Here is a 20,323-nt window from a genome sequence, read left to right on the forward strand (position 1 = left end):
TAGCAAAGAGCCAGTTAGCTAGAAGCACACATTCTTAATGCGTAGCTGTGGAAGCCTCGTGGTAGTGCTCAGTAGCTTGAGTTGCTATTAGGAGGCTTTTGCGTCACAGAGTTATTTCTAGGTTGGTAGCACAAAGAGGCAGCCCATAGCCTCAATTCTTGTTAACTTTCTCCCTGCTACCCATTTCAAACCTTCTTACTAGTACGCTAGTTTCACCTGTATGACAACGCTGGCAGCCGTGGCCGTTCTAACGGCTACCTTTCTGGGAATGGAGTTTGTGGCGTGGTTTATGCACCGCTTTGTGCTGCACGGACCTCTATGGTTTTTGCACCGCTCGCACCATGTGCGTCACCCACACCGCTTTGAGCGCAACGACTTTTTTTTCCTGTTCTACGGGTCACTGTCTATGCTGCTTATTATCTACGGCTCGCCCGCCAAGGACTACCGTTTTTGGATGGGGGCTGGCATTGCAACCTATGGCACACTATACTTCTTTGTACATGATGTGTTGATCCATGGGCGCCTACGGTTTTGGCGAAAGTCGCGGAATACATACTTGCGGGCTCTGAATATGGCGCACAAAATGCACCACAAAACAACTGGTCGCGACGGTTCTGAAGAGTTTGGATTGCTGTGGGTGTCACCCAAATATTTTGCACTGGCCCTGCGCAAGCCTGCTCCCACGCGGGTACTACGTCAGCCGCCCAATGCGTCTGTTTAACTTGACTAGTAGAGGGAGAACGTAACCGTGGGACATTTTTCAATTAGCGACCTAGAGCAGCTTTCTGGAGTTAAGGCGCACACCATTCGTATCTGGGAGCAGCGCTACGGAATTCTGCGTCCGGTGCGCACCGCTACCAATATCCGCACGTACTGCGACGACGACTTGCGTCGTCTGCTCAATGTAGCTACTCTATGTGGCCGTGGATACCGGATTTCGCAAGTAGCGCGCCTCTCAGAGCAAGAACTGGCTGACGCTGTTATTTCCTGCTACAACGATACGAACGACTGTTGCCAGCAAGTACATGCTCTGTTGGCCGCCATGCTTGCCATGGACGAGCAGCAACTCACCTACTTACTCAATCGAGCTATTCGGCAGCGGGGCTTCGAGGAGGCTATCTTACATATTGCTTACCCCTTCCTGCAGCGCATAGGGGTAATGTGGCAGGCCGGAACGGTAAATCCTGCGCAGGAGCATTTGGTCACCAACCTACTGCGCCAGAAGCTGCTGGCCGCTACCGATGCTTTGCCCCCTGTACAGCCTGCTCAGGCTCGGCGCTGGGTACTGTTTCTGCTGGAGGGAGAAATGCACGAGATGGCACTTCTCTTCATGAACTACGCATTGCGGGCACGTGGTCATCATGTGTTGTACCTGGGTCAGAACTTGCCCATTCAGGAGTTAAAGCCCGTGTGTGAAGCGTACGAGCCGTACGCGCTATGTACGGTAATGACGGCGGTGCCCGAGCGCGACCAAGTACAACATTTTGTGAATCAAATGGCCGACCTCTGCCCGGATACTACGCTGTTTCTGTATGGTCCATTGGTACAAACAGATACACTACAAGTACCCGTAAATGCAGTACGTATGCACGTTATGACTGATTTTCTGGCCTTGGCCGATGGCTTGGTGCATCAAGCACGAACTGAGGCGCTAGCATCATAAAAACATAACATCACTTGTTTAACCTTACCGGAGCCCGTTCGTTAGAATCTTTCTAGCGAACGGGTTTTTTCATGGCGTAGAACAAGCGGTTTGTGTGGCATTTGGGGCTGTTGGTCGGAATTATTGAATGTGCTAGCAACCTTGTTACTAATTGGACGTCAATGCATTGTGCTATTGTGGGCGAGGTAAGGCCGTCGTGTTGAGCTAGAGAAAAATAAATAGGGCTTGGTAAGTCGACTTCCGGAAACGCTCGTATATTTGTTTAACTTTTTGCCACGAAAAGCTAAACAGTATGACCTCTTTGGAATTCACCGACCAAGTACAAAAGATTTCTTACTCGCTAAAGCCCGTGGCGATGAACCTGACCCGTGACGCCGATGACGCCAAGGACCTAGTGCAGGAAACGCTGTTGAAAGCGCTCCTAAATAAGGACAAGTTCAAGACGGGCACCAATCTGAAGGCATGGTTGTACACCATCATGCGCAACACCTTCATTAACAATTACAACAAGATCACCAAGCGTAACAGTAATATCGACAGCACAGAGTACTTCCAGTACTTTAATACTGACGAAAACTACATTACGCACAACGGAGCAACCTCAGACTTCGTAGTAACAGATATAAACGAAGCCATTGCCAGTCTCTCCTCTGACTATCGGACTCCGTTTATGATGTACTACATCGGATATAAGTACCTGGAAATTGCGGAGAAGCTGCAAATTCCGATTGGCACCGTTAAGAACCGTATTCACATCGCCCGCAAAGAGCTTAAGCAGGCGCTGACGACATACGCCCCCGGCGTGTAGGGAATAGGGAGAGAGTACAGACCCGCCCCGGGCGTATCGCGGGCCGCGGACGACGCAAGCCTTTGGCTGCGTGGTTCGCGGCCCGATTGTTTGTGGAGGTACCGTTGGTAGCTACCTCCCATTGGCGGCCATCACTGAAACATTTGCGTATGCCCATCAAATTGTAGCTTGCAGTTCAGCTTCCTCAAACGCCCTTTCCGTTGTCATCTACTACCCCCACCACTACCAAAAACGTTATCGTAATCGGAGCTGGCTTTGCCGGACTGGCGGCGGCTACTTCGCTGGCCCAACGCGGCTACCACGTCACCATATTAGAGAAGAATGAGGGGCCAGGTGGTCGAGCCAGAGTGTTTAAGGCTGCGGGCTTTACGTTTGACATGGGGCCAAGCTGGTACTGGATGCCCAATATTTTTGAGCAGTACTTTGCCCGATTTGGCAAGAAGGTAGCTGACTACTACGATTTGGTGCGCCTGGATCCATCATATCAAGTAATTTTCAAAGGCGCCGAAACGGTTGACATCCCAGCCGCTATGAGCGAGCTGCGCCAGTTGTTTGAGCGCTATGAGCCCGGGAGTGGGGCGCGCCTCGACGAATTTCTGCGGCAGGCGGCGTATAAATATGAGGTAGGCATTGGCAAATTTGTGCACATGCCGGGGCGCTCTTTGCTTGAGTTTGCCGACCCCCGTCTCTTGGTTGACGCTCTGCGCCTCGACATCTTGCAGAGCATGCACAAGCACGTGCGCAAGTTCTTCAAGAACCCGCGTCTGTTGGAGTTAGTGGAGTTTCCTATTCTATTTCTGGGAGCCACATCAGAGAATACGCCGGCGCTGTATTCGCTGATGAACTACGCCGATTTGGCCTTGGGAACGTGGTATCCCTTGGGAGGCATGCACAAGATTGTGGAAGGTATGGTTGCCTTGGCTCAGGAGCGAGGCGTGCAACTGGAATACAATACGCCCGTGCAAGAAATAGTAGTGGAGAATGGCCGGGCTACCGGTGTGCAAACCTCCGCGGGCTTCCGGCCGGCCGACGTGGTAGTAGCCGGGGCCGACTACCACCACGCCGAGCAGCACCTACTGGCACCCCAGTGGCGCCACTACAACGAAGCCTACTGGGATTCGCGCACGATGGCGCCCTCGTCGCTGCTCTTTTACGTGGGCGTAAACAAGCGCCTTCCCAAGCTGCGCCACCACAACTTGTTCTTCGATGAAGACCTGACCGTGCACGCTCAGGAAATCTACGATGACCCTAAGTGGCCCAGCCGACCGCTGTTCTACGTTTCGGCGCCGTCGCAAACCGACTCTACGGTGGCGCCGGAGGGCTGCGAAAATCTATTTCTGCTGATTCCGGTAGCTCCCAACTTGTCTGATCCGGAAGAAACCCGGGAGTACTACTACAACCTGATTATGGCCCGCTTGGAGCAACACTGCGGCACCACCATCCGCGACGCGGTAGTGTACAAGCGCAGCTACGCCCACCAGGACTTTGTGCAGGACTACAACAGCTACAAAGGCAATGCTTATGGGCTGGCGAACACCTTGCGCCAGACGGCGGTGCTAAAGCCCACGCTCAAAAGTAAAAAGGTGCGGAATCTGTATTTTACTGGCCAGCTTACCGTACCCGGACCAGGTGTGCCACCTTCGCTTATTTCCGGCCAGGTAGTGGCCCAGGAAGTAGAGAAGGAGTTCTCTCTCAGGAAGTAACCGCCGCCGTATATCCCTGCCGTGAGGCGTTGATATTAGCTGCTTGACATTTCTTCCTATTGAGGGGCTTATCAGTAGCACTTCACCCCGTATGCTTCTCCGTTTTTAATTACCATCAAGTGGACCACGTTCAGCTATTTACGGAAACCAGTTTAGCGTGCAGTAAGCTAATTACTACGCGTTATAGTACCTCCTTCACGCTGGGCATCCGGACCCTCGACCGGCGGTTTCATCTGCCCGTGTACGCCGTGTATGGATGGGTGCGCTGGGCCGATGAAATCGTGGACACCTTTCATGACCGCGACAAAGCGGCTCTGTTTGCCGAGTTTCGACAGCAAACGGATGCCGCCTTGGCTACGGGGTTCAGCCTAAACCCCGTGTTGCACGCGTTTCAGCACGTCGTACACCAGTACCGGATCGACCGGGAATTTTTGGATGCCTTTCTCTATAGCATGGAGATGGACCTTGACGACCGCAGCTACAATCAGTCGTTGTACGAAAAATATATTTACGGCTCGGCGGAAGTGGTAGGACTGATGTGCTTGCGCATTTTCTGCGAGGGCGACGAGGCCATGTTTACCCACCTGCGCGCGTCGGCTTGCCGGCTGGGAGCTGCTTTTCAGAAGGTAAACTTCCTGCGCGATATCCGCTCCGATTACGAAGAGCGCGGCCGGGTGTACTTCCCCGGAGTACAGTACGAGGCCTTCGATGACCAAGTAAAGCGCGAAATTGAAGCTGATATTCGGGCTGATTTTGAGGCGGGCTACGCGGGCATTGTGCAGCTGCCGCGAGCAGCTCGGCTGGGCGTTTACTTGGCTTACGTGTATTACCTCAAGCTCTTCCATAAGATTCGCCAGCTGCCAGCTCAACATATCCTTGGCCAGCGGGTGCGCGTACCAGACAACACGAAACTGCTGTTGTTGCTGGGGTCATACTTCCGCTACCGAATGCGCGCTATCTAAGGGCCTGGTTTGGTAGATGAGTAGGGGAGTGTGAATTTTGGGCACGATTCCAGCAGTTCCGGTGTACTGCCGGCATGTTGCTGTGCTCATCTCGTCACGAATTCCTCCATCTGTGAAGCTGCTCCTTTCCTTTTTCCTTACACTGTTTTTGCTCCTTTCCACCCTCGTGTCAGACGCCAATCCATATTCCGTCACTAACCTCCGCCGCCAGTATCAGCAAGCCGCTACGAGTAAAGAGGCTGGCGAGAAGTTCTACAAGCTTATGGCTGCCTACGACAAGCAGGATGCCGTGGTGCTAGGATATAAAGCTGCCGCCGAAGCCATTCGGGCCCGCGATGCTTCTATGTTCAACAAGCTCACTTACGTGCAAAACGCAAATAAGCTGTTTGACCAAGCTGTGAAGCTAGACGCGGATAATCCGGAAATCCGCTTTCTGCGCTTAAGTGTAGAAAGCAACTTGCCCGCTTTCTTGGGCTTGAGCCCGCATGTAGAGGAAGACCGCCAGTTCTTGGTGAGCATGCTACTACAGCATCCTAAGTCGGGCCTCGATGCCGAATCGTTTGCGCTAGTACGCAACTTTATGGTAGACCGCGGCCACGTATCAGAGGCCGATGCTCAGAAGCTGACGCAACTGTAAGACGGCCAAGGTTGCCTTTACACTTAGCGTAGTTTTAATTGAAGAAAGCTCCCGTTATGGGAGCTTTTTTTATATCTAGCAGGCTCTATACTGTAAGTGCTATTCAACCGATGCGTACGATTCTGAGTGTGATATTGCTGCTCCTACTACAGCTGCCGGGGCTAAGCCAAACAGTGGTGAAAGGTAAAGTAGTAGATGAACAACAGCAGCCCGTTCCGTATGCTACTGTAGGGTGGGTAGATGGCTCCACGGGGACAGCTACCAATGAAGTAGGTGAGTTTAGCTTGCAGGCTCCGGCCTTGCCCCAGCGCATGGTGGTGCTAAGCATGGGCTACGGCCGGGCTGAAGCTGTGGTGACCACAGCCCAAACTCCAGTACACGTAGTGCTGAAGGCCAGCGCTGTCGCTCTACCCGAAGTAACAGTGCGTAACCCCAACAAAGTAGCGGAGGAACTAGTAATGCGGGCCGCCGCTAAATTGCTACGCCATCAGCAAGACTTGTATTACGGCAAAGCCTTCTACCGCCAAAAAACCCGGCAGAATGGGCGCTACCGAGAATTCTTCGATGCCTTTTACGACGTAAAGTTTTCTAACCGCGTAATTGAAGGCTGGGACTTAGGTGAGTCGCGCTATGCATATGTGCCGGGAGGCTTCGTGTTTCGCAACTTTTCGACTATTATCCGTCGGGTGCCGGTATATAGTCGCCACGCCTTTCGCGAGAAGCTGCTCGTGCCCCTAGGGCAAGATCCTACCAGCAACTTTCGCTTCACGTTGCGCACCATACTCAGTGAAGCAGGCCGCGAAACGGCGGTTATCGACTTTGCACCCCGCCCGGAAGTGCACAAGCCGGCCAGCTCAGGCACACTTTACATTGACATGAAAACGGCTGTGGTGCGCCGCCAGGAACAAGCCCTGCCGCTGACTAGCATGATTACTATGAAAAGCAACGGCGACTATCAGCGCCTGAGCGACAAATTCTGGCTGGCGGCGGAGTTCACCCCCGTGGGCGATTCCCTCTCACGGCTGACGAGTACCCGCGCTGAGGCTACCATCGTTATGGGCCGGGCCGGGGGGCAGCCAGATAGTACCCGCATATCAGCCTACCTCTTTTTCTACCAGTATACCGGGCGCTTGCCAGGCCATGCCTACGAGGATGTAGGTAGGCACTCCGATGATATGGAGCAGGTAAAAGCCAAGGCGTACAATCCCCAGTTTTGGCAGCAGAATGAAGTATTGCTGGCTAGCCCCGTAGAGCAAGAGGTAATTCGGGATTTCGAGGGTAGAAATACATTCGGAAAATTCTGATCTGCGGCTACATAGCGGGGAAGTTGGGGCGGCTGTATATACAAAATCCCGCCGTCAACGTTTCAGGTAGCACTTCGGCACGGTATTAAACGAGCCAACGTGTCGTCCATCCTTTTCCCGGCAGATGAAACAACTCTTTCTCCTTTCCCTTCTCGCTACCACTACTGCCGTACAGGCCCAGCAAGTTCGCATTACGGGCCGCGTCACCGACGAGCAAAAGCGGCCGGTACCGTATGCTACGGTTGGGTTGCGAGGCAATGAGCCCGGCACTTCTACCAACGAAGCGGGCGAGTTCACGCTACGGCTCGCCACCCAACCCCGCGAGATTGTCGTGCTAAGCATGGGGTACCAAACAACTGTTGTACCCGTTCCTGCTGGTGCTGCCCCCTTAAATATTGTATTGAAAGCCAGCACGGTGGCCCTGCCCGAAGTGCGGGTGCGCAACCCCGAGCAGGTAGCAGCAGAACTGGTGCAGCGGGCTTATGCCAAGCTAGTGCGCCACGCCCGCGACGAGCATTACGGCAAAGCTTTCTACCGCCAGAAACAGCGCCATAACGGTCAGTACAACGAGTTTCTGGATGCGTTTTACACCGTGCGCCTTAGCAACCAGCACGTAGAAGGCTGGCAGCTGGAGCAGGCTCGCTACGGCACCGTGCCCAACAAGCAGGGCGTTGATATGATAAATTTTTCGGCCGCAGTGCGGCTGATTCCTGTATTCGAGCCCAAGCCTAGCCGTCGTACGCTGGCGGTACCTCTAAGCCCATTGGCCACCCAGCAGTTTACCTTCCGGCTGCGGGAGGTGTTGCAAGAACGGGGACAGGAAACGGCCGTCATTGACTACGCGCCGCGCCCCAGCCTGGGACAGCCCGCTTCTGAAGGCACCTTGTACCTCGACCTGAACACCGCTGCGCTACGGCGCCTAGAGTCGCGGGTGCCCATTGGTAATTTAACCAGCTACCAGTTTGGGGAGGGTACTACCCTTGACTCGCAGACCTTCCGCATGGTTTCCGATTTCGTACCGGTGGCTGATTCCCTCACGCGCTTGTCGTCTACTCGCGCGGAGGAAACCATTGTGCTGCGTTTTCAAAACAAGGCAGATACGACGCACGTGGAAGGCAATTTCTTCGTGTACGACTACACGGGTAAGCCGGCGGGCCGCGCCTACCGTACCACGGGCGTCAATTACGATGACCTGAAGAAGGTAATGAAGCAGCCGTACAATGCGCAGTTCTGGCGCGACCAGGCCATCTTACGCGCCAGCCCTGTAGAAGAGAAAGTCATTCGAGACTTGGAGGCCCGCAAGGCATTTGGGCCCCTGCAAGGTAAGTAGCTAAGTAGGCAGGACGTAACAGAATGTTTAGATTCTCGTCCTAGTATAGGGCAAGCCAACGGGAGACTGCACAACACAGGCTTTCTGCAGGCTTGCCCTGCGTATTTTTTAGCGCAAAGCTCTCAGCGGGCAGCTTAGCAAATAAGTTGAGTAGTAGAATAATATAGAAGTTGAATCTGAACAATAGAGAATAATCTAACTTTATTAGTACGCAGAGTTGGCTAATGGCTATCCTGAGTCAAGCCGAACCGTATAAGTACACGTAGCTCCCTTCCTAATCTGCAACCTTCTCCCCATTTCTCTGGTTATTTCGCCGTTATGCCGCACCATCTGAGCGTCCGTATCGACCCCAATTCCGGCTTTTGCTTCGGCGTTATTTATGCTATCCAGATGGCGGAGGACCTTCTGGATGAGCAGGGCTACCTGTATTGCCTCGGCGACATTGTGCACAACGATGAGGAAGTAGAACGCCTAGAGCAGCGTGGCCTGCGCATTATCGGCTATGAGCAGTTCAATGAGCTGCGTGATGAGGCCGTGCTCATCCGGGCCCACGGAGAGCCACCCAGCACCTATCAGAAAGCCCTGGAAAACCGACTGACTCTGATTGATGCATCCTGCCCAGTTGTGCTGAAGCTCCAGAACCGCATTAAAACCAGTTACGATAAGCAGGAGCGCATTTTCATTTACGGTAAACATGGCCACGCCGAAGTGCGTGGGCTGCTAGGGCAAACCAGCGGCGAGGCAGTGGTTTTTGAGAGCTTTGAGGAGCTTTTGCGCCACGAGCTACCCGAAAATATCACGCTCTATAGCCAGACGACCAAGAGTACCGATTCATTCTACCGCATTAAAGATGAGCTAGAGCAGCGCGGCTACCAAGTCAATGCCAACGATACCATTTGTCGGCAGGTAAGCAACCGCGACAAAGACTTGCGGCGCTTCGCCGCGCAATTCGACCAGGTAGTGTTTGTGTCGGGCACCAAAAGCTCAAATGGCAAAGTGCTTTACCAAGTGTGCAAAGACACAAACCCGAACACCCACTTTATTTCTAAAGTAGATGAAATCTGCGCCAACTGGTTTTACCCAGGGCAGTCGGTAGGAATTTGTGGTGCCACTAGCACACCCATGTGGCAAATGGAGCAGGTGCGGGATGCGCTAGTAGCACTATAGCCCGTACCTGGCAAAAGGCCTGCGTACTTTTACTGGCACCTTTTTCTGTTTCGCCCGCGTTTCTTAGCTCAATGCTTACTACTTCTGCTCATTCGCAAGTCGCCTCGCCCATGCAACGGGTGAAGCCTGCCCCTCTGGGAAGCAAAGGAGTACTAATGGCAGGCTTGGTGCTAGGAGCTTGGGCTGGGCTGCTTGTGTTTTTGCTGGCTTTCTACCAACCCAATTGGCGTACCCCTTGGCCCTATCTGTTGGCCTTACTGCAAACCCACCTGTATACGGGGCTGTTTATCACTGCTCACGATGCCATGCATGGCGTGGTAAGCCCCAACAAGCGCTTGAATAATGCCGTTGGTACGCTGACAGCCTTGTTGTTTGCCTACAACTGGTTTCCTCGAATGCTACCCAAGCACCATGCACATCATCGGCACGTGGCTACGGAAGACGACCCGGATTTTCACGACGGTAAGCACGTAAGCTTCGTGGCTTGGTTTGTTCGTTTTGCCTGGAATTACGTCACAGTATGGCAGATTGTGCTGATGGCGGCAACCTATAACTTGCTGAAATACTGGTTTCCGCAGGCCAATGTGATTGGTTTTTGGATGGTGCCCGCTGTGCTGGCAACTATGCAACTGTTTTTCTTTGGCACCTACCTGCCCATCGGGGTGAACATGCCGTCGATAACCCGCACAAATCGCGCACGCAGTTTCGGCACCACGTGTGGGCTTTTGCGAGTTGTTATTTTTTCGGCTACCACTACGAGCATCACGATCAGCCTTACCTACCGTGGTGGCGGCTCTGGCGGGCTAAGGAAGCCGCAAGCCAATAACTTGCACTGTAAAGCTTAATGCTGACGCCGGATAAGAGAGCGGTTCACAATGCGCTCCGTCACTCGCTCGCGGTACGTTTGGCCCAGTGGTAACGCGTGCCCGCCCACTTTCACTTCTAGATTGCTAACCGTTTCAATATGAGCGGCATTGACTAGATATGAGCGGTGCGTGCGAACAAATAAGCCTGGTGGTAGCTGCTCTTCAATGTTTTTCAGGTTTACCAGGGCGAGATGGGTACGACCATCTGAAGTGTTGATCTTCGTAAAATCCTTGAGGGCTTCAATGTAGAGCACTTCCCGGTAGTGAAGGCGCACGAACTGCGCATCAGTGCGGATAAAGAAAGACCCTAGCCCCGCGCTTGTATCCACTGCGGGAACGGCCTCCCGAGCGTTGGCCCGCAAGATGCTGCTTACCTTATTAACTGCCTTCAGAAACCGGTCGAGGGAGATAGGCTTGAGCAGAAAATCAATTACATCAAGGTTGAAGCCTTCCATGGCGTACTGGGGGTACGAGGTCATGAGGACTACCAAAGGAGGCTGCTGCAAGGAGCGCACTAAGTCAATGCCTGAAAGGTGAGGCATGGTAACGTCTGAAAACAGCACTTGCACTTGCTGTTCTAGCAGAAAGCGGTGAGCGTCAAGCGGATCAGTAAAAGCAGCCTTTACTTCTAAAATGTCCGTCATGGTGGCGTACGCCTGCAACAGCTCTAGCACAAGCGGATCGTCATCAAGAAGTAGACAAGTAATCTTCATAGGAGCGGGTAAGCACAGAACTGAGGGTGTGAATATACTCTGTAAATCTAATTTGTTCTATGAATTATTAAAAATATAACAATATTGACCTACCTATAGTATGCGTTAATATACCCCTAGGTTAGTTTGCTATATTTCATTCAAGTATTTGCATATCACGTATGTACCTTCTGAATAGGCACCCCGGAGTTTGCTGTTCTGCTTGCTGTTGCTGGTGAAATAGCACCTCGTGCCGTGGTGTCAGATCCTCCACCTGCCTGTTGCACCACGTATGAACCGATTACTCCCGAGTTCTGGCCCCCCACTACCAGCAGTAGTGTTAGGGGTTGACCTGACTATTGCGCATCATGAAGGCCTACGGCGCTCTTTGCGCTCTGCCTTCGGGACCAATACACGCGCTATCAACATGCGTATTGATCCAGGAATGGACTTAATCTTTCTCTGCGAGGCTACGCTGCCGGGCACGCTACCTTGCCTGACGGAGCTGACTCGCCCGGGTATATCGGCGGTGTGGCTACGCGAGGCGCGCTTAGAATGGTCGCCCGATCCGAACTATCCTATTGGGCGGGGCACCCCAACGCTCGGCGCACTTGATACCGGAAGCTGCTTTCTGACGGCAAATAATCAGAAGGTGCCAGTGGCGGCCTTTTCCTCCCGGCAAATACATACCACGCATATTGGCATGGAACTGCTGGGGCAACCAAACCTACTTGAGTTTCTACGGGCCGATTGGTTTACGCTCGAAGTATCCGGAACCAACCGTCGGCGCCTTACCCGGCCGCTTGCATTCACCGCCATTCTGTCGTTTGAAGTGGAGACTAGTCCTGATCTGCCCGCCTGAATCAAGATGTTGTGTCCTCTAGATATCAACAGCAAGGCCCAGAGCGAGAGCCCCGGGCCTTGCTGTTGGCAAAAAACATGTGTGCTTAGTGGCCGCCGTCGGAGTGAACGGCGTTGGTCTTTTTGCAGCAGTCGGGCAGCCGGTCGTACGCGCGGGCGTTGGCCGGCTGATCATCGGCATCATAGCCAGTAGCCTGCACGGCCGTGCGTAGCGCGGTGGGAGTCGTTTTCTCGGGGCGATACGTCACGGTAAGGACTTGAGTAGGTACATCAAGGGAAGCCGCTTGTACACCTTTCTCGTAGGCGAGGCTCTTTTCAAGGCGGGCCTTGCACATATCGCACACGGCCGATGTCTTGAACTTCACTTGCTCAGTAGCGGTGCCCTTAGGCTTAGCTTGCTGGGCTTGGGTAGCCTGCGCGGTGAAGAAGAATAAGGCAAGCAGAAGGGATGAAAGGATTTTCATGAGGTAAAGGAGTGAAGACGCGTACGCCAGGGAAACAACAGAGTAAGGTAAAAAATGCCCGTGCAAAGCTAGGCCGGGCCCACATGTCGTGTGGGGTTAATCGAGGGTAAAGCGCAAGCCGCTATAAACTAGCCGTCCGTACACTGGCCCCCAAATCATGGCCGCATCAAAATCTGGTCCGAACGGTGCGTAGGCTCCACTAATGGGCGTGGGCTGGCGGTAGTTAGTCAGATTCTCGACGCCTGCATACACCTCCCACCGCTTAAAGGCCCGGGTTAGTTGAGTATTGAGCAAAGCATAGCGTGGGGCATAGGGAAGCATGCCCTCCGTGACGCCGTGCTGGTGGCCAGCACTGGCGGGGGAATGCGCCAGGGGGCGCCTCCCAAACCCTTGTACTGTGAAGTCGGCGCGCCATTTATCGAAGGCCGTGGCATAGCCCACATTGAAAAATACGCGGTGCTTAGGCGTTAGTACTTTCGGTAGCAGTTCACCCGCGTAGGTAGTGCGCACATCCAAGTATTTGTAGGCTGCCTTTGCGTGCAGGCCCTTCACGGGCTCTACCTGTACTTCCGTCTGGAAGCTGCGGGAAAAAGAGCGCCCACTGGGCTCAAGGTTCGCAATCAGCATTTGGTCGGCCGCCGTGTAGGGGTCCGCCACTACCTGATTCTGAAATTCAGTGTGGTAATAGTCGGTGACAAACGTAGCCGGGCGGCTGAAAAACGTGAAGTACTGCGTGAAAGAGCCTCCTGAGTTCCAGGCAGTTTCGGGGCGCAAAGCGGGGCTAATCACGAACTCCCGCGAGCTAACCAGCATACCCGCATTCTCGGCAATGGGATTAGCCGTGCGGAAACCACGACCCGCCGCTAAGCGCAGCACGGTATTCTTAGCTGCGTCGTACTTCACATTCAGCCGTGGCGTCAGGTACCAGCCGTAGAGGTTGTGGCGGTCGAGGCGCACGCCCGTTACCACGGTCAGGTTGCGGGCATTCTGGTAAGTATATTCAGCAAAAGCACCCGGCACCTGCTCCAGACGGTTACGATGTTCGCGGGCGTAGCGCTCAGCTGGCGTCTCAGTAGGTGAGATAAATCCAGTCTGGTACACCTCCCGGTAGTTGTCGTGGAGGTAGCTAAGGCCAGCACGGTACGTGTGCGCGGTGGTACTCACAATGCTTTGAAACAAGAGTGTGGCGAAGCCAGTACGCTGGGTGCCGTCGTACGTCCGCAAGCCGTAGCGCGAGTCAAACTGGTGGCTGGTGCCGCTCACGAGCAACCCCAGACTTTGGTAGGGCCGGCCCGGCCAGGTATAGCTAGTTTTGGCGTACCCCGTGTAGCGGGTAGTTGTTTGGGTAGTGCCGTAGTAGCCTACGGGGGCATCCTGACGGTAGGCTACCTGCCCGCCCTGACGGGTTTCGCGCAGGGCACCCAAGCCAACTTCTGTTACGAGCCCCGTGCCCGACTTGTACTTCCACTTATTGAATAGGTTGTACTGCGTGGCAAGGGGAAGATCTAGAAAGCCGTCATCATTACGATCTACGCGGCGACCCAGATGGTCGGTGTGCAGGAGCAGAGTAGTGCTGAGCTTCTTAGTGAGGGGTGTGGCTAGGTTTAGGTTCACGTCGAACTTACCTAGGTCGTTGCCATAGATATTGAATAGCAGGCGCTCGGCAGTGTCGGGCTCTTTAAGGCGCACGTTCACTTGCCCCGATATGCTTTCGTAACCATTCACCACGGAGCCCATCCCTTTGATGATATCGATGCTTTCGATCCAAGGACCCGCCAGGTAACCCAGGCGATATGGCGTGGCTAATCCTCGCAGCGCCGGCAGGTTATCTACGGTGAGGAGGGAATAGGCGCCATCTAAGCCTAGCAGTTGGATTTGCTTCGCCCCAGATACGGCATCGGTGGTAGATACTTCCACCGATGCGTTGGTTTCGAAGCTCTCCGCCAAGTTGCAGCACGCCGATTTAGTTAGGTCGCGGCTGGTGATGACCTGGGTGTTGGTGGGTGTGAGCCCAGAGTAGGACGGAGCCCGGCCCTCTACCACCACACTGTTGAGTTCGGTAGCTGTCCGCAGGGTCAGGCGTAAGTACCCACTGCCACCTACTACCACAGTATCGGCCCGGTAGCCCAGCGAACTGATGATGAGTTGGCCGTTGGTGGCGCGGGCCGGTCGGGTCAGGGAAAAGGTACCTTGGGCGTCCGTAGTGGTAGCCTCGGTAGGAGAGCTTAGCCACCGCACAAGGGCGCCCGGAAGGGGAGCTCGGGAGGCGGCGTCCACCACTTGCCCGCGAATGGCCGCCACGGATGGGTCGGGCGTTTGGGCCATTGCCGTTGCAGCCAGTAGCATAACACCCGGCGCAACCAGCATGCGTAACCCGGAAGAAACGTGCATGTTGTCAGTACATTAGAAGTGCTTTCTGAAAAGGAGGCACCGGCTACCCCAAAGGTAGCTCAGTGACTACTACACGGTAGTAAGCTCTTCTATACAATGAGGGTGCACACGAAAAATAACAGTGCCCGGCCCGCGCGCAGTGGAGGAGAGGTATCACCAGCATGCCACTTTTCAGTGCCCGGTAAGGCGGTGCTAACCGCTAGTGCTGCCCACGAAAAAGCTACAGGCCAGTGTAGAGCAAGAGGGGGCAGGGGAGCCTTCGCCCACGTCCCATCTACCGTCGAGGCATCCAGCTTGTGGAAATGCGCCCCAAACTCGCAGCACGATTTTGTGAGCTGGGCTTTCGTGTTGCGAGAGGACGCAGGTAGGTTCGGGGCTGTTGTGGGCGGGCAGCCATGCCGAGCTGGGCTGAATATTATAGCCGTCGTGTGCTGCCCGCTCTGCCGACAAGTATGCTGCTGCACCGTCAGGCCTACCGAGGAGGCAAGAACTAACAGCGCCAGCCAGACACTGAAGAGCCGATGTAGCAACGGGCGTTTCATGGAGTTGCAAAGATACACACTAAGCGCTAGTACTGCTGGCATAGCAAGCGGGACCAAGCACCACACAGCGTGAGTTTGAGCGTAAGATTCTAGTGAATGATGTTTACCACCAAAGCAGAGAAATAAAGTCTGACATTCTGTCAAGGGTGGATGGTAAGCTATTCGCGTTCCGCGCTATTCGATTTGGCTACCCGGCAAAAAGGGCATTTATGCGTTGCTAATGGCCTTTTTAGTTGGTGGTAGAAAATGGTAAAAGGTGGTTGCCTTTTCCTAGGGGTTCCGTACTTTTGCTATAACCCGCTTCTATGACTACTCCTGCCCATGTCCTTGCTCCTCTCCGGCGAATACGAGTGCAAGCTCGACCCCAAGGGTCGGCTGGTGCTGCCGGCTAAGGTAAAGGGCAATCTGCCGGAAGCGTCCGGCAATCAATTGGTACTGGTGCGAGGGTTTGAACCCTGCCTGGTACTGTACCCGCGGGCAGCGTGGCGCGTGATTCACGAAAAGGTGATGGCGCTGGATGAGTTCAACGAAGAGTACCGGCAATTTCAGCGCAATTTCTTCCGGGGAATGACGGAAGTGGAGCTAGACACCATTGGGCGGTTTATGCTGCCGGGTTCCATGCGCCGCTATGCCGGCATCGAAAAGGAAGCCATTATTGTGGGCCTTGGCAACCGCTGCGAAGTCTGGGACCCTGCCCTCTACGATGACTTCCTCATCAAAGACCAGCAAAGCTTCTCGAAGCTGGCTCAAAAATTTCTTACCACCGACAACGGCCTTGGCGGCCCCCTGGCCGCATGAGCACTACCTTGCCCGACTACCAGAACGATACTGCATACCACCGCCCCGTGATGCTGCGCGAGTGCCTAGAAGGCCTGGACTTGCAGCCTGGTGGCCGCTACGTTGATGTGACCTTTGGGGGCGGCGGCCACTCGGCTCGAATTCTTGAGCGCCTGACCACCGGCCATCTCTACAGCTTCGACCAGGACGCCGACGCTGAACAGGAAGCCCAGAAGCTGGCCCGCCCGCAGTTCACATTTATTCGCAGCAACTTCCGCGACTTGTACGCCGCCTTGCAGCAGCGCGGCGCTCTGCCCGTTGATGGTCTGCTGGCAGACTTAGGAGTGTCTTCGCATCAGTTTGACACGCCCGAGCGAGGCTTCAGCACCCGCTTCGATGGCCCTCTGGATATGCGCATGAACGCGGAGGATGGCGACACGTCGGCTTCTGACATCATCAACGAATACTCCGAAGCCGACCTGCACCGCATCTTCGGCATGTACGGGGAAGTAACTAATGCTCGGACCTTGGCCGCTACCGTGGTGGCGGCCCGGCGTGGTCAAACCATTTCAACCATTGCAGGGCTCAAAAAGGCTATTGCTTCGGTGACGCCCCGCGGTAAGGAAAACAAATACCTCGCTCAAGTATTTCAGGCGTTGCGCATCGAAGCTAACGACGAGATGACCGCCCTCCAGGAAATGCTAACCCAAACGGCCCAGGTGCTACGCCCCGGCGGCCGGCTGGTGGTGATGAGCTACCACTCCTTGGAAGACCGATTGGTGAAAAACTTCATTGCCAAGGGTAAATTCTTTGGCGAAGTAGAAAAGGACCTCTTTGGCCGCACCAATGTGCCCTTTGATGCCCTGACCCGCAAGCCAGTAGAAGCCTCTGACGAAGAAGTGGCCCTCAACCCGCGGGCCCGAAGTGCTAAGTTGCGGATAGCGGTAAAAAATGAATAAAAACAATGGGCTACGAATAACTGCGTTTTGCACTGCAAACCGTCGGAGAGCTAAGCTAATCACCTTGTCTCTTCAGCCATAGCCCCCGAATAACTGACTCCAGTGGCTACCAATACGATCAGACCCGTCGCCAGCCAGCCTCGTACCAATGCGCCCCGCGCCGTGGTGCCTGAACCGGTACGTGCGCCCGAGCCGAAACCGGAGCCCACTCCCGCGTCGGCGCCCAAGCCACCCCGCACCCCTAGGCCCGCGGCCCAAAAGCGGGCTACATGGAGCGTATTTACGCTGCTAGAGCGCATTACGCGCGTTGATGGTCTATTTCGGGAAGGGCTACCGGTGCGCTACCTGCCCCACTTGCTGTTCATCATGTTCCTGACGCTGGTGTACATCGGTAACACGCACTACGCCACACGCATGAACCGCAGCATCCAGAAGCTAAAGCTGGAAACAGAAGATCTTCGCGCCGATTATACCACCCTTTCCTCCGATTATATGGAAGCCAGCAAGCAAAGCGAAGTAGCGCGCAAGGTGGCCGCTTATGGGTTAGTGGAAAGCTCCTCGCCTCCGTTTCGCATTACGGTGCCCGCTGGCCGCATCGACGAAGCTCGGCTCGAAGAAGTGCCATTGCTGACGGCGGACTCCGTAGCCGCTATGTCGGCCCGCGCCAAGGCCGACTCCATTCGTCGCGCTTCTGAGCGCGTGTTGTCCGATGACGACAGCGTAGCGGAAGCCGCGCCGCCTATGCCCATCGGGGTTGACGTGAACGGCAACCCGGTGCCCTCCAGTGAATCTTCATCTTCCAATCGTTCTGCCCATCGCCGCAATGAAAGGAAACGTTAAAAAAAGTATTGTCACCCGCATTCGGCTGGCGTTTTTGGGCGTCAGCCTGTTTTCGTGCGCCATTGTGTGGAAGGTCACCCAAATTCAATTTGCCCAGGGAGAACAGTGGCGTGCCCTGGAGCAAGAGCGGCGTGTAGTATACCAACCGTGTTTGCCACCCGCGGCAACATATTCGCCTCCGATGGCCGCAGCATTATGGCTACTTCGCTGCCTTTCTACCGGGTAGCTTGGGACCCCAGCGTGGTAGATAGCCATCTGTTTGACCGCAAGGTAGACTCCCTGGCACACCTGCTCTCTAACTTCTTCCAGGACAGAACTCCAGGGGAGTATCGGCGTCGGCTGGTGAATGCTAAGAAATCCAAGACGCCGGTGCGCTACCTGCGCCTGAACTCCCGGCAGATTAACTTCCAAGAAAAAAAGGAGCTAGCTCAGTGGCCTATCTTCCGGGAAGGCAAGAACAAGGGCGGAGTGATTTTTGAAAAGGTAGACAAACGCTTCCGGCCTTTTGGCGGGCTGGCGCAGCGTACCATTGGTTTTATCAATGAAGACAAGAACGGTGCGGGGCTAGAATTCACCTTTAACCGCCACTTGGCCGGCAAAGACGGAGAAGCCCTGTTCGAGCGAGTACCCGGCGGCAACAAGCCTATTTATGATGGTACAGAAGTAAAGCCTCAACCGGGCTATGACATCAAAACCACGCTTGATATCAACCTGCAAGACGTGGCCGAAAATGCCCTTTACAAATCCTTGGTAGATAACGATGCCCAGTATGGCTGCGTGATTCTCATGGAGGTGAAGACTGGCGAAATTAAGGCGGTGGCTAACTTGGGTAAAGTAGCTGATGGCGTGTACCGTGAAGACTACAATTACGCCATTGCCGACCAGGGCCGTACTGAGCCAGGCTCTACGTTTAAGCTGGCTTCATTGATGGCTGTGTTTGAGGAAAACCACGACCTAGACCTCACCGATACCGTGAACACCGGCAACACGGGTTCCATGCGAATTGGGGGAGCCGTAAAGACCGATACCCATGCCAACGGCCGCATCTCCATCAAGCAGGTGTTCGAGAAGTCGTCTAACATTGGAGTAGCCGTGCTCGTGGACCGACAGTTTAGCCGCAACCCCGATAGGTACACGGACTACCTAAAGCGCTTTGGCCTTGATAAGCCTCTCGGCTTCCAGATGGCCGGCGAAGCGCGCCCCTACATCAAAGACCCTCAGGATCGTAGCTGGAGCCGTACTTCCTTGACTACCATGTGCATTGGCTACGAACTGAAGCTGGCACCCCTCCAAACTTTAGCGTTTTATAATGCTGTAGCCAACAACGGGGTGAAGGTGCAGCCCATGATTGTAAAGGAAATTAAGCAGGCCGACAACGTGCTGGAACACTTTGAGCCTCAGGTACTCAACCCCAAAATCTGCTCTGACGAGACTTTGGAGAAGGTGCGATCCATGATGGAAGGCGTAGTAAGCGAAGGTACGGCCCGGGGCATCCGCTCCAACGACTACCTTATTGCTGGCAAAACAGGTACGGCTTGGAAATTCAAAAATGGCGCGTACACAAAGATGTATTCCACCAGCTTCTGCGGCTACTTTCCCGCTGACCAACCCAAGTACAGCTGCATCGTGGTAGTTGACTCGCCTAAGCGCGGCGGCTGGTCGGGGGCGGAAGTAGCAGCTCCCGTATTTAAGGAAGTGGCCGACAAAGCCATGGCGCGCGACGCCGCCAGCCTGCGGCCTTTGCTGGCTCGGGCTCCCAAGGCCAGGTCGCGGGTGCCGCAGGTGCAGGCCGGCATGCAGGACGAACTGTCACTGGTATTTACCCAACTAGGGGTTGGCCACGAAGGAGCCACCGAGGGCGATGACTGGGTGCGCACCGCATCTGGCGCGGAAGCGGAAAAGCTGTCCTTGAAGCCGTTGGCAGTACGCCCTGGGCGTGTCCCCAATGTGCAGGGCCTAACACTGCGTGACGCTTTGTTTTTGCTAGAGAATCGGGGCCTGCGGGTGCGTTCTTTCGGAACTGGCCGAGTGAAAACGCAGTCCGTAGCCGCTGGCTCGGCAGTGCGGCGCGGAGCTACGGTACTACTGCAGCTAGAACCCATTGGCGGGCGGGCAACTACTCCGGTCCCGGCTGCGCCGCCCACGCCCGGCATGGCTACGATGGCTGATAGCCACGGCCCGCGTACCACATCGGCTAGCGCCACGGCTACGGCATCGCATGGAGGAAAGACCCAGTCGGGAGCAATGACAAAGCACTAGTAAACTCCGTCGTTTCCCGAAGAAGATAATTCTTGCCGCCCATACGGTAATTGCAACACAAAAACGCGAAGGCTAGCCCCGCCTTCCTTATCGCCCCA

Annotated in this window: 18 protein-coding genes and 1 pseudogene; 15 read left to right on the forward strand and 4 right to left on the reverse strand. The window is 54.8% G+C overall.

Translation table 11 applies throughout. The annotated features are described in order from the left end of the window. Window positions 1-220: 220 nt before the first annotated feature. From VI25_RS00620 to VI25_RS00665, 10 genes and pseudogenes are all read left to right on the forward strand, one after another. Entirely contained in the window at window positions 221-721 is a 501-nt protein-coding gene (locus VI25_RS00620) for a sterol desaturase family protein (protein WP_045689094.1), read from the forward strand. A 27-nt stretch (window positions 722-748) separates the two neighbouring features. Next, window positions 749-1,663 carry a MerR family transcriptional regulator gene (locus VI25_RS00625; protein WP_045689095.1) on the forward strand — a complete coding sequence of 305 codons (915 nt, stop codon included), beginning with the start codon at window positions 749-751 and terminating at the stop codon, window positions 1,661-1,663. 292 nt (window positions 1,664-1,955) lie between these two features. After that, on the forward strand, window positions 1,956-2,471 hold the full coding sequence (locus VI25_RS00630; protein WP_045689096.1) for an RNA polymerase sigma factor: 516 nt from the start codon (window positions 1,956-1,958) through the stop codon (window positions 2,469-2,471). A 200-nt stretch (window positions 2,472-2,671) separates the two neighbouring features. Beyond that, window positions 2,672-4,174 carry a phytoene desaturase family protein gene (locus tag VI25_RS00635; RefSeq protein ID WP_236704817.1) on the forward strand — a complete coding sequence of 501 codons (1,503 nt, stop codon included), beginning with the start codon at window positions 2,672-2,674 and terminating at the stop codon, window positions 4,172-4,174. 119 nt (window positions 4,175-4,293) lie between these two features. After that, window positions 4,294-5,136, forward strand: coding sequence for a phytoene/squalene synthase family protein (locus VI25_RS00640; RefSeq protein WP_045689097.1), 843 nt, complete (start codon window positions 4,294-4,296; stop codon window positions 5,134-5,136). Between the two features lie 112 nt (window positions 5,137-5,248). Beyond that, entirely contained in the window at window positions 5,249-5,773 is a 525-nt protein-coding gene (locus VI25_RS00645; RefSeq protein WP_052695307.1) for a hypothetical protein, read from the forward strand. Window positions 5,774-5,883: 110 nt separating this feature from the next. Continuing rightward, window positions 5,884-7,077 carry a carboxypeptidase-like regulatory domain-containing protein gene (locus VI25_RS00650; RefSeq protein WP_045689098.1) on the forward strand — a complete coding sequence of 398 codons (1,194 nt, stop codon included), beginning with the start codon at window positions 5,884-5,886 and terminating at the stop codon, window positions 7,075-7,077. Window positions 7,078-7,201: 124 nt separating this feature from the next. Next, entirely contained in the window at window positions 7,202-8,407 is a 1,206-nt protein-coding gene (locus tag VI25_RS00655; RefSeq protein WP_045689099.1) for a carboxypeptidase-like regulatory domain-containing protein, read from the forward strand. Window positions 8,408-8,725: 318 nt separating this feature from the next. After that, window positions 8,726-9,574 (forward strand): 4-hydroxy-3-methylbut-2-enyl diphosphate reductase, encoded by an 849-nt coding sequence (locus VI25_RS00660; RefSeq protein WP_045689100.1) that lies wholly within the window; start codon window positions 8,726-8,728, stop codon window positions 9,572-9,574. A gap of 110 nt (window positions 9,575-9,684) precedes the next feature. Further along, window positions 9,685-10,400, forward strand: a pseudogene (locus VI25_RS00665) (fatty acid desaturase). A 15-nt stretch (window positions 10,401-10,415) separates the two neighbouring features. Here VI25_RS00665 and VI25_RS00670 read toward each other — a convergent pair. Then, entirely contained in the window at window positions 10,416-11,153 is a 738-nt protein-coding gene (locus VI25_RS00670) for a LytR/AlgR family response regulator transcription factor (protein ID WP_045689101.1), read from the reverse strand. A 271-nt stretch (window positions 11,154-11,424) separates the two neighbouring features. Between VI25_RS00670 and VI25_RS00675 the strand changes: the two genes are divergently transcribed. Beyond that, window positions 11,425-11,994, forward strand: coding sequence for a hypothetical protein (locus tag VI25_RS00675; RefSeq protein WP_152981435.1), 570 nt, complete (start codon window positions 11,425-11,427; stop codon window positions 11,992-11,994). A gap of 85 nt (window positions 11,995-12,079) precedes the next feature. Here the strand turns inward: VI25_RS00675 and VI25_RS00680 are convergent, their stop codons facing one another. The 3 genes from VI25_RS00680 to VI25_RS24525 all read right to left on the reverse strand — a co-directional run bounded on the left by VI25_RS00680 (window position 12,080) and on the right by VI25_RS24525 (window position 15,390). Next, complete coding sequence (locus tag VI25_RS00680; protein ID WP_045689103.1) at window positions 12,080-12,457, reverse strand: heavy-metal-associated domain-containing protein; 378 nt, start codon at window positions 12,455-12,457, stop codon at window positions 12,080-12,082. A gap of 96 nt (window positions 12,458-12,553) precedes the next feature. Continuing rightward, on the reverse strand, window positions 12,554-14,848 hold the full coding sequence (locus VI25_RS00685) for a TonB-dependent receptor (RefSeq protein ID WP_055562167.1): 2,295 nt from the start codon (window positions 14,846-14,848) through the stop codon (window positions 12,554-12,556). A gap of 89 nt (window positions 14,849-14,937) precedes the next feature. Next, a complete protein-coding gene (locus VI25_RS24525; protein WP_152981436.1) occupies window positions 14,938-15,390 on the reverse strand; it encodes an HYC_CC_PP family protein in 453 nt (150 codons plus the stop codon). A 321-nt stretch (window positions 15,391-15,711) separates the two neighbouring features. On the opposite strand from VI25_RS24525, the gene mraZ reads away from it, so the two are divergent. The 4 genes from mraZ to VI25_RS00705 all read left to right on the forward strand — a co-directional run bounded on the left by mraZ (window position 15,712) and on the right by VI25_RS00705 (window position 20,225). Beyond that, on the forward strand, window positions 15,712-16,188 hold the full coding sequence (gene mraZ, locus VI25_RS00690; protein ID WP_045689104.1) for a division/cell wall cluster transcriptional repressor MraZ: 477 nt from the start codon (window positions 15,712-15,714) through the stop codon (window positions 16,186-16,188). After that, window positions 16,185-17,126 (forward strand): 16S rRNA (cytosine(1402)-N(4))-methyltransferase RsmH, encoded by a 942-nt coding sequence (rsmH, locus tag VI25_RS00695; protein ID WP_072144720.1) that lies wholly within the window; start codon window positions 16,185-16,187, stop codon window positions 17,124-17,126. The genes mraZ and rsmH overlap by 4 nt, the downstream gene beginning before the upstream one ends. Before the next feature lie 102 nt (window positions 17,127-17,228). Continuing rightward, window positions 17,229-17,966 carry an FtsL-like putative cell division protein gene (locus VI25_RS25695; RefSeq protein ID WP_072144721.1) on the forward strand — a complete coding sequence of 246 codons (738 nt, stop codon included), beginning with the start codon at window positions 17,229-17,231 and terminating at the stop codon, window positions 17,964-17,966. A gap of 147 nt (window positions 17,967-18,113) precedes the next feature. Then, window positions 18,114-20,225: a penicillin-binding protein gene (locus tag VI25_RS00705; RefSeq protein WP_072144722.1), complete on the forward strand. Its 2,112-nt coding sequence runs from the start codon at window positions 18,114-18,116 to the stop codon at window positions 20,223-20,225. The last annotated feature ends 98 nt before the right edge of the window (window positions 20,226-20,323 follow it).

It is taken from the genome of Hymenobacter sp. AT01-02 (assembly GCF_000961955.2).
In the GTDB taxonomy this organism is placed as follows: Bacteria; Bacteroidota; Bacteroidia; order Cytophagales; family Hymenobacteraceae; genus Hymenobacter; species Hymenobacter mucosus.

Coding starts and splice junctions, on each gene's coding strand:
- VI25_RS00620 (WP_045689094.1), top strand. CDS start 221: ATGACAACGCTGGCAGCCGTGGCCGTTCTAACGGCTACCTTTCTGGGA.
- VI25_RS00630 (WP_045689096.1), top strand. CDS start 1,956: ATGACCTCTTTGGAATTCACCGACCAAGTACAAAAGATTTCTTACTCG.
- VI25_RS00650 (WP_045689098.1), top strand. CDS start 5,884: ATGCGTACGATTCTGAGTGTGATATTGCTGCTCCTACTACAGCTGCCG.
- VI25_RS00655 (WP_045689099.1), top strand. CDS start 7,202: ATGAAACAACTCTTTCTCCTTTCCCTTCTCGCTACCACTACTGCCGTA.
- VI25_RS00660 (WP_045689100.1), top strand. CDS start 8,726: ATGCCGCACCATCTGAGCGTCCGTATCGACCCCAATTCCGGCTTTTGC.
- VI25_RS00670 (WP_045689101.1), bottom strand. CDS start 11,153: ATGAAGATTACTTGTCTACTTCTTGATGACGATCCGCTTGTGCTAGAG.
- VI25_RS00675 (WP_152981435.1), top strand. CDS start 11,425: ATGAACCGATTACTCCCGAGTTCTGGCCCCCCACTACCAGCAGTAGTG.
- VI25_RS00680 (WP_045689103.1), bottom strand. CDS start 12,457: ATGAAAATCCTTTCATCCCTTCTGCTTGCCTTATTCTTCTTCACCGCG.
- VI25_RS00685 (WP_055562167.1), bottom strand. CDS start 14,848: ATGCACGTTTCTTCCGGGTTACGCATGCTGGTTGCGCCGGGTGTTATG.
- VI25_RS24525 (WP_152981436.1), bottom strand. CDS start 15,390: ATGAAACGCCCGTTGCTACATCGGCTCTTCAGTGTCTGGCTGGCGCTG.
- mraZ (WP_045689104.1), top strand. CDS start 15,712: ATGTCCTTGCTCCTCTCCGGCGAATACGAGTGCAAGCTCGACCCCAAG.
- rsmH (WP_072144720.1), top strand. CDS start 16,185: ATGAGCACTACCTTGCCCGACTACCAGAACGATACTGCATACCACCGC.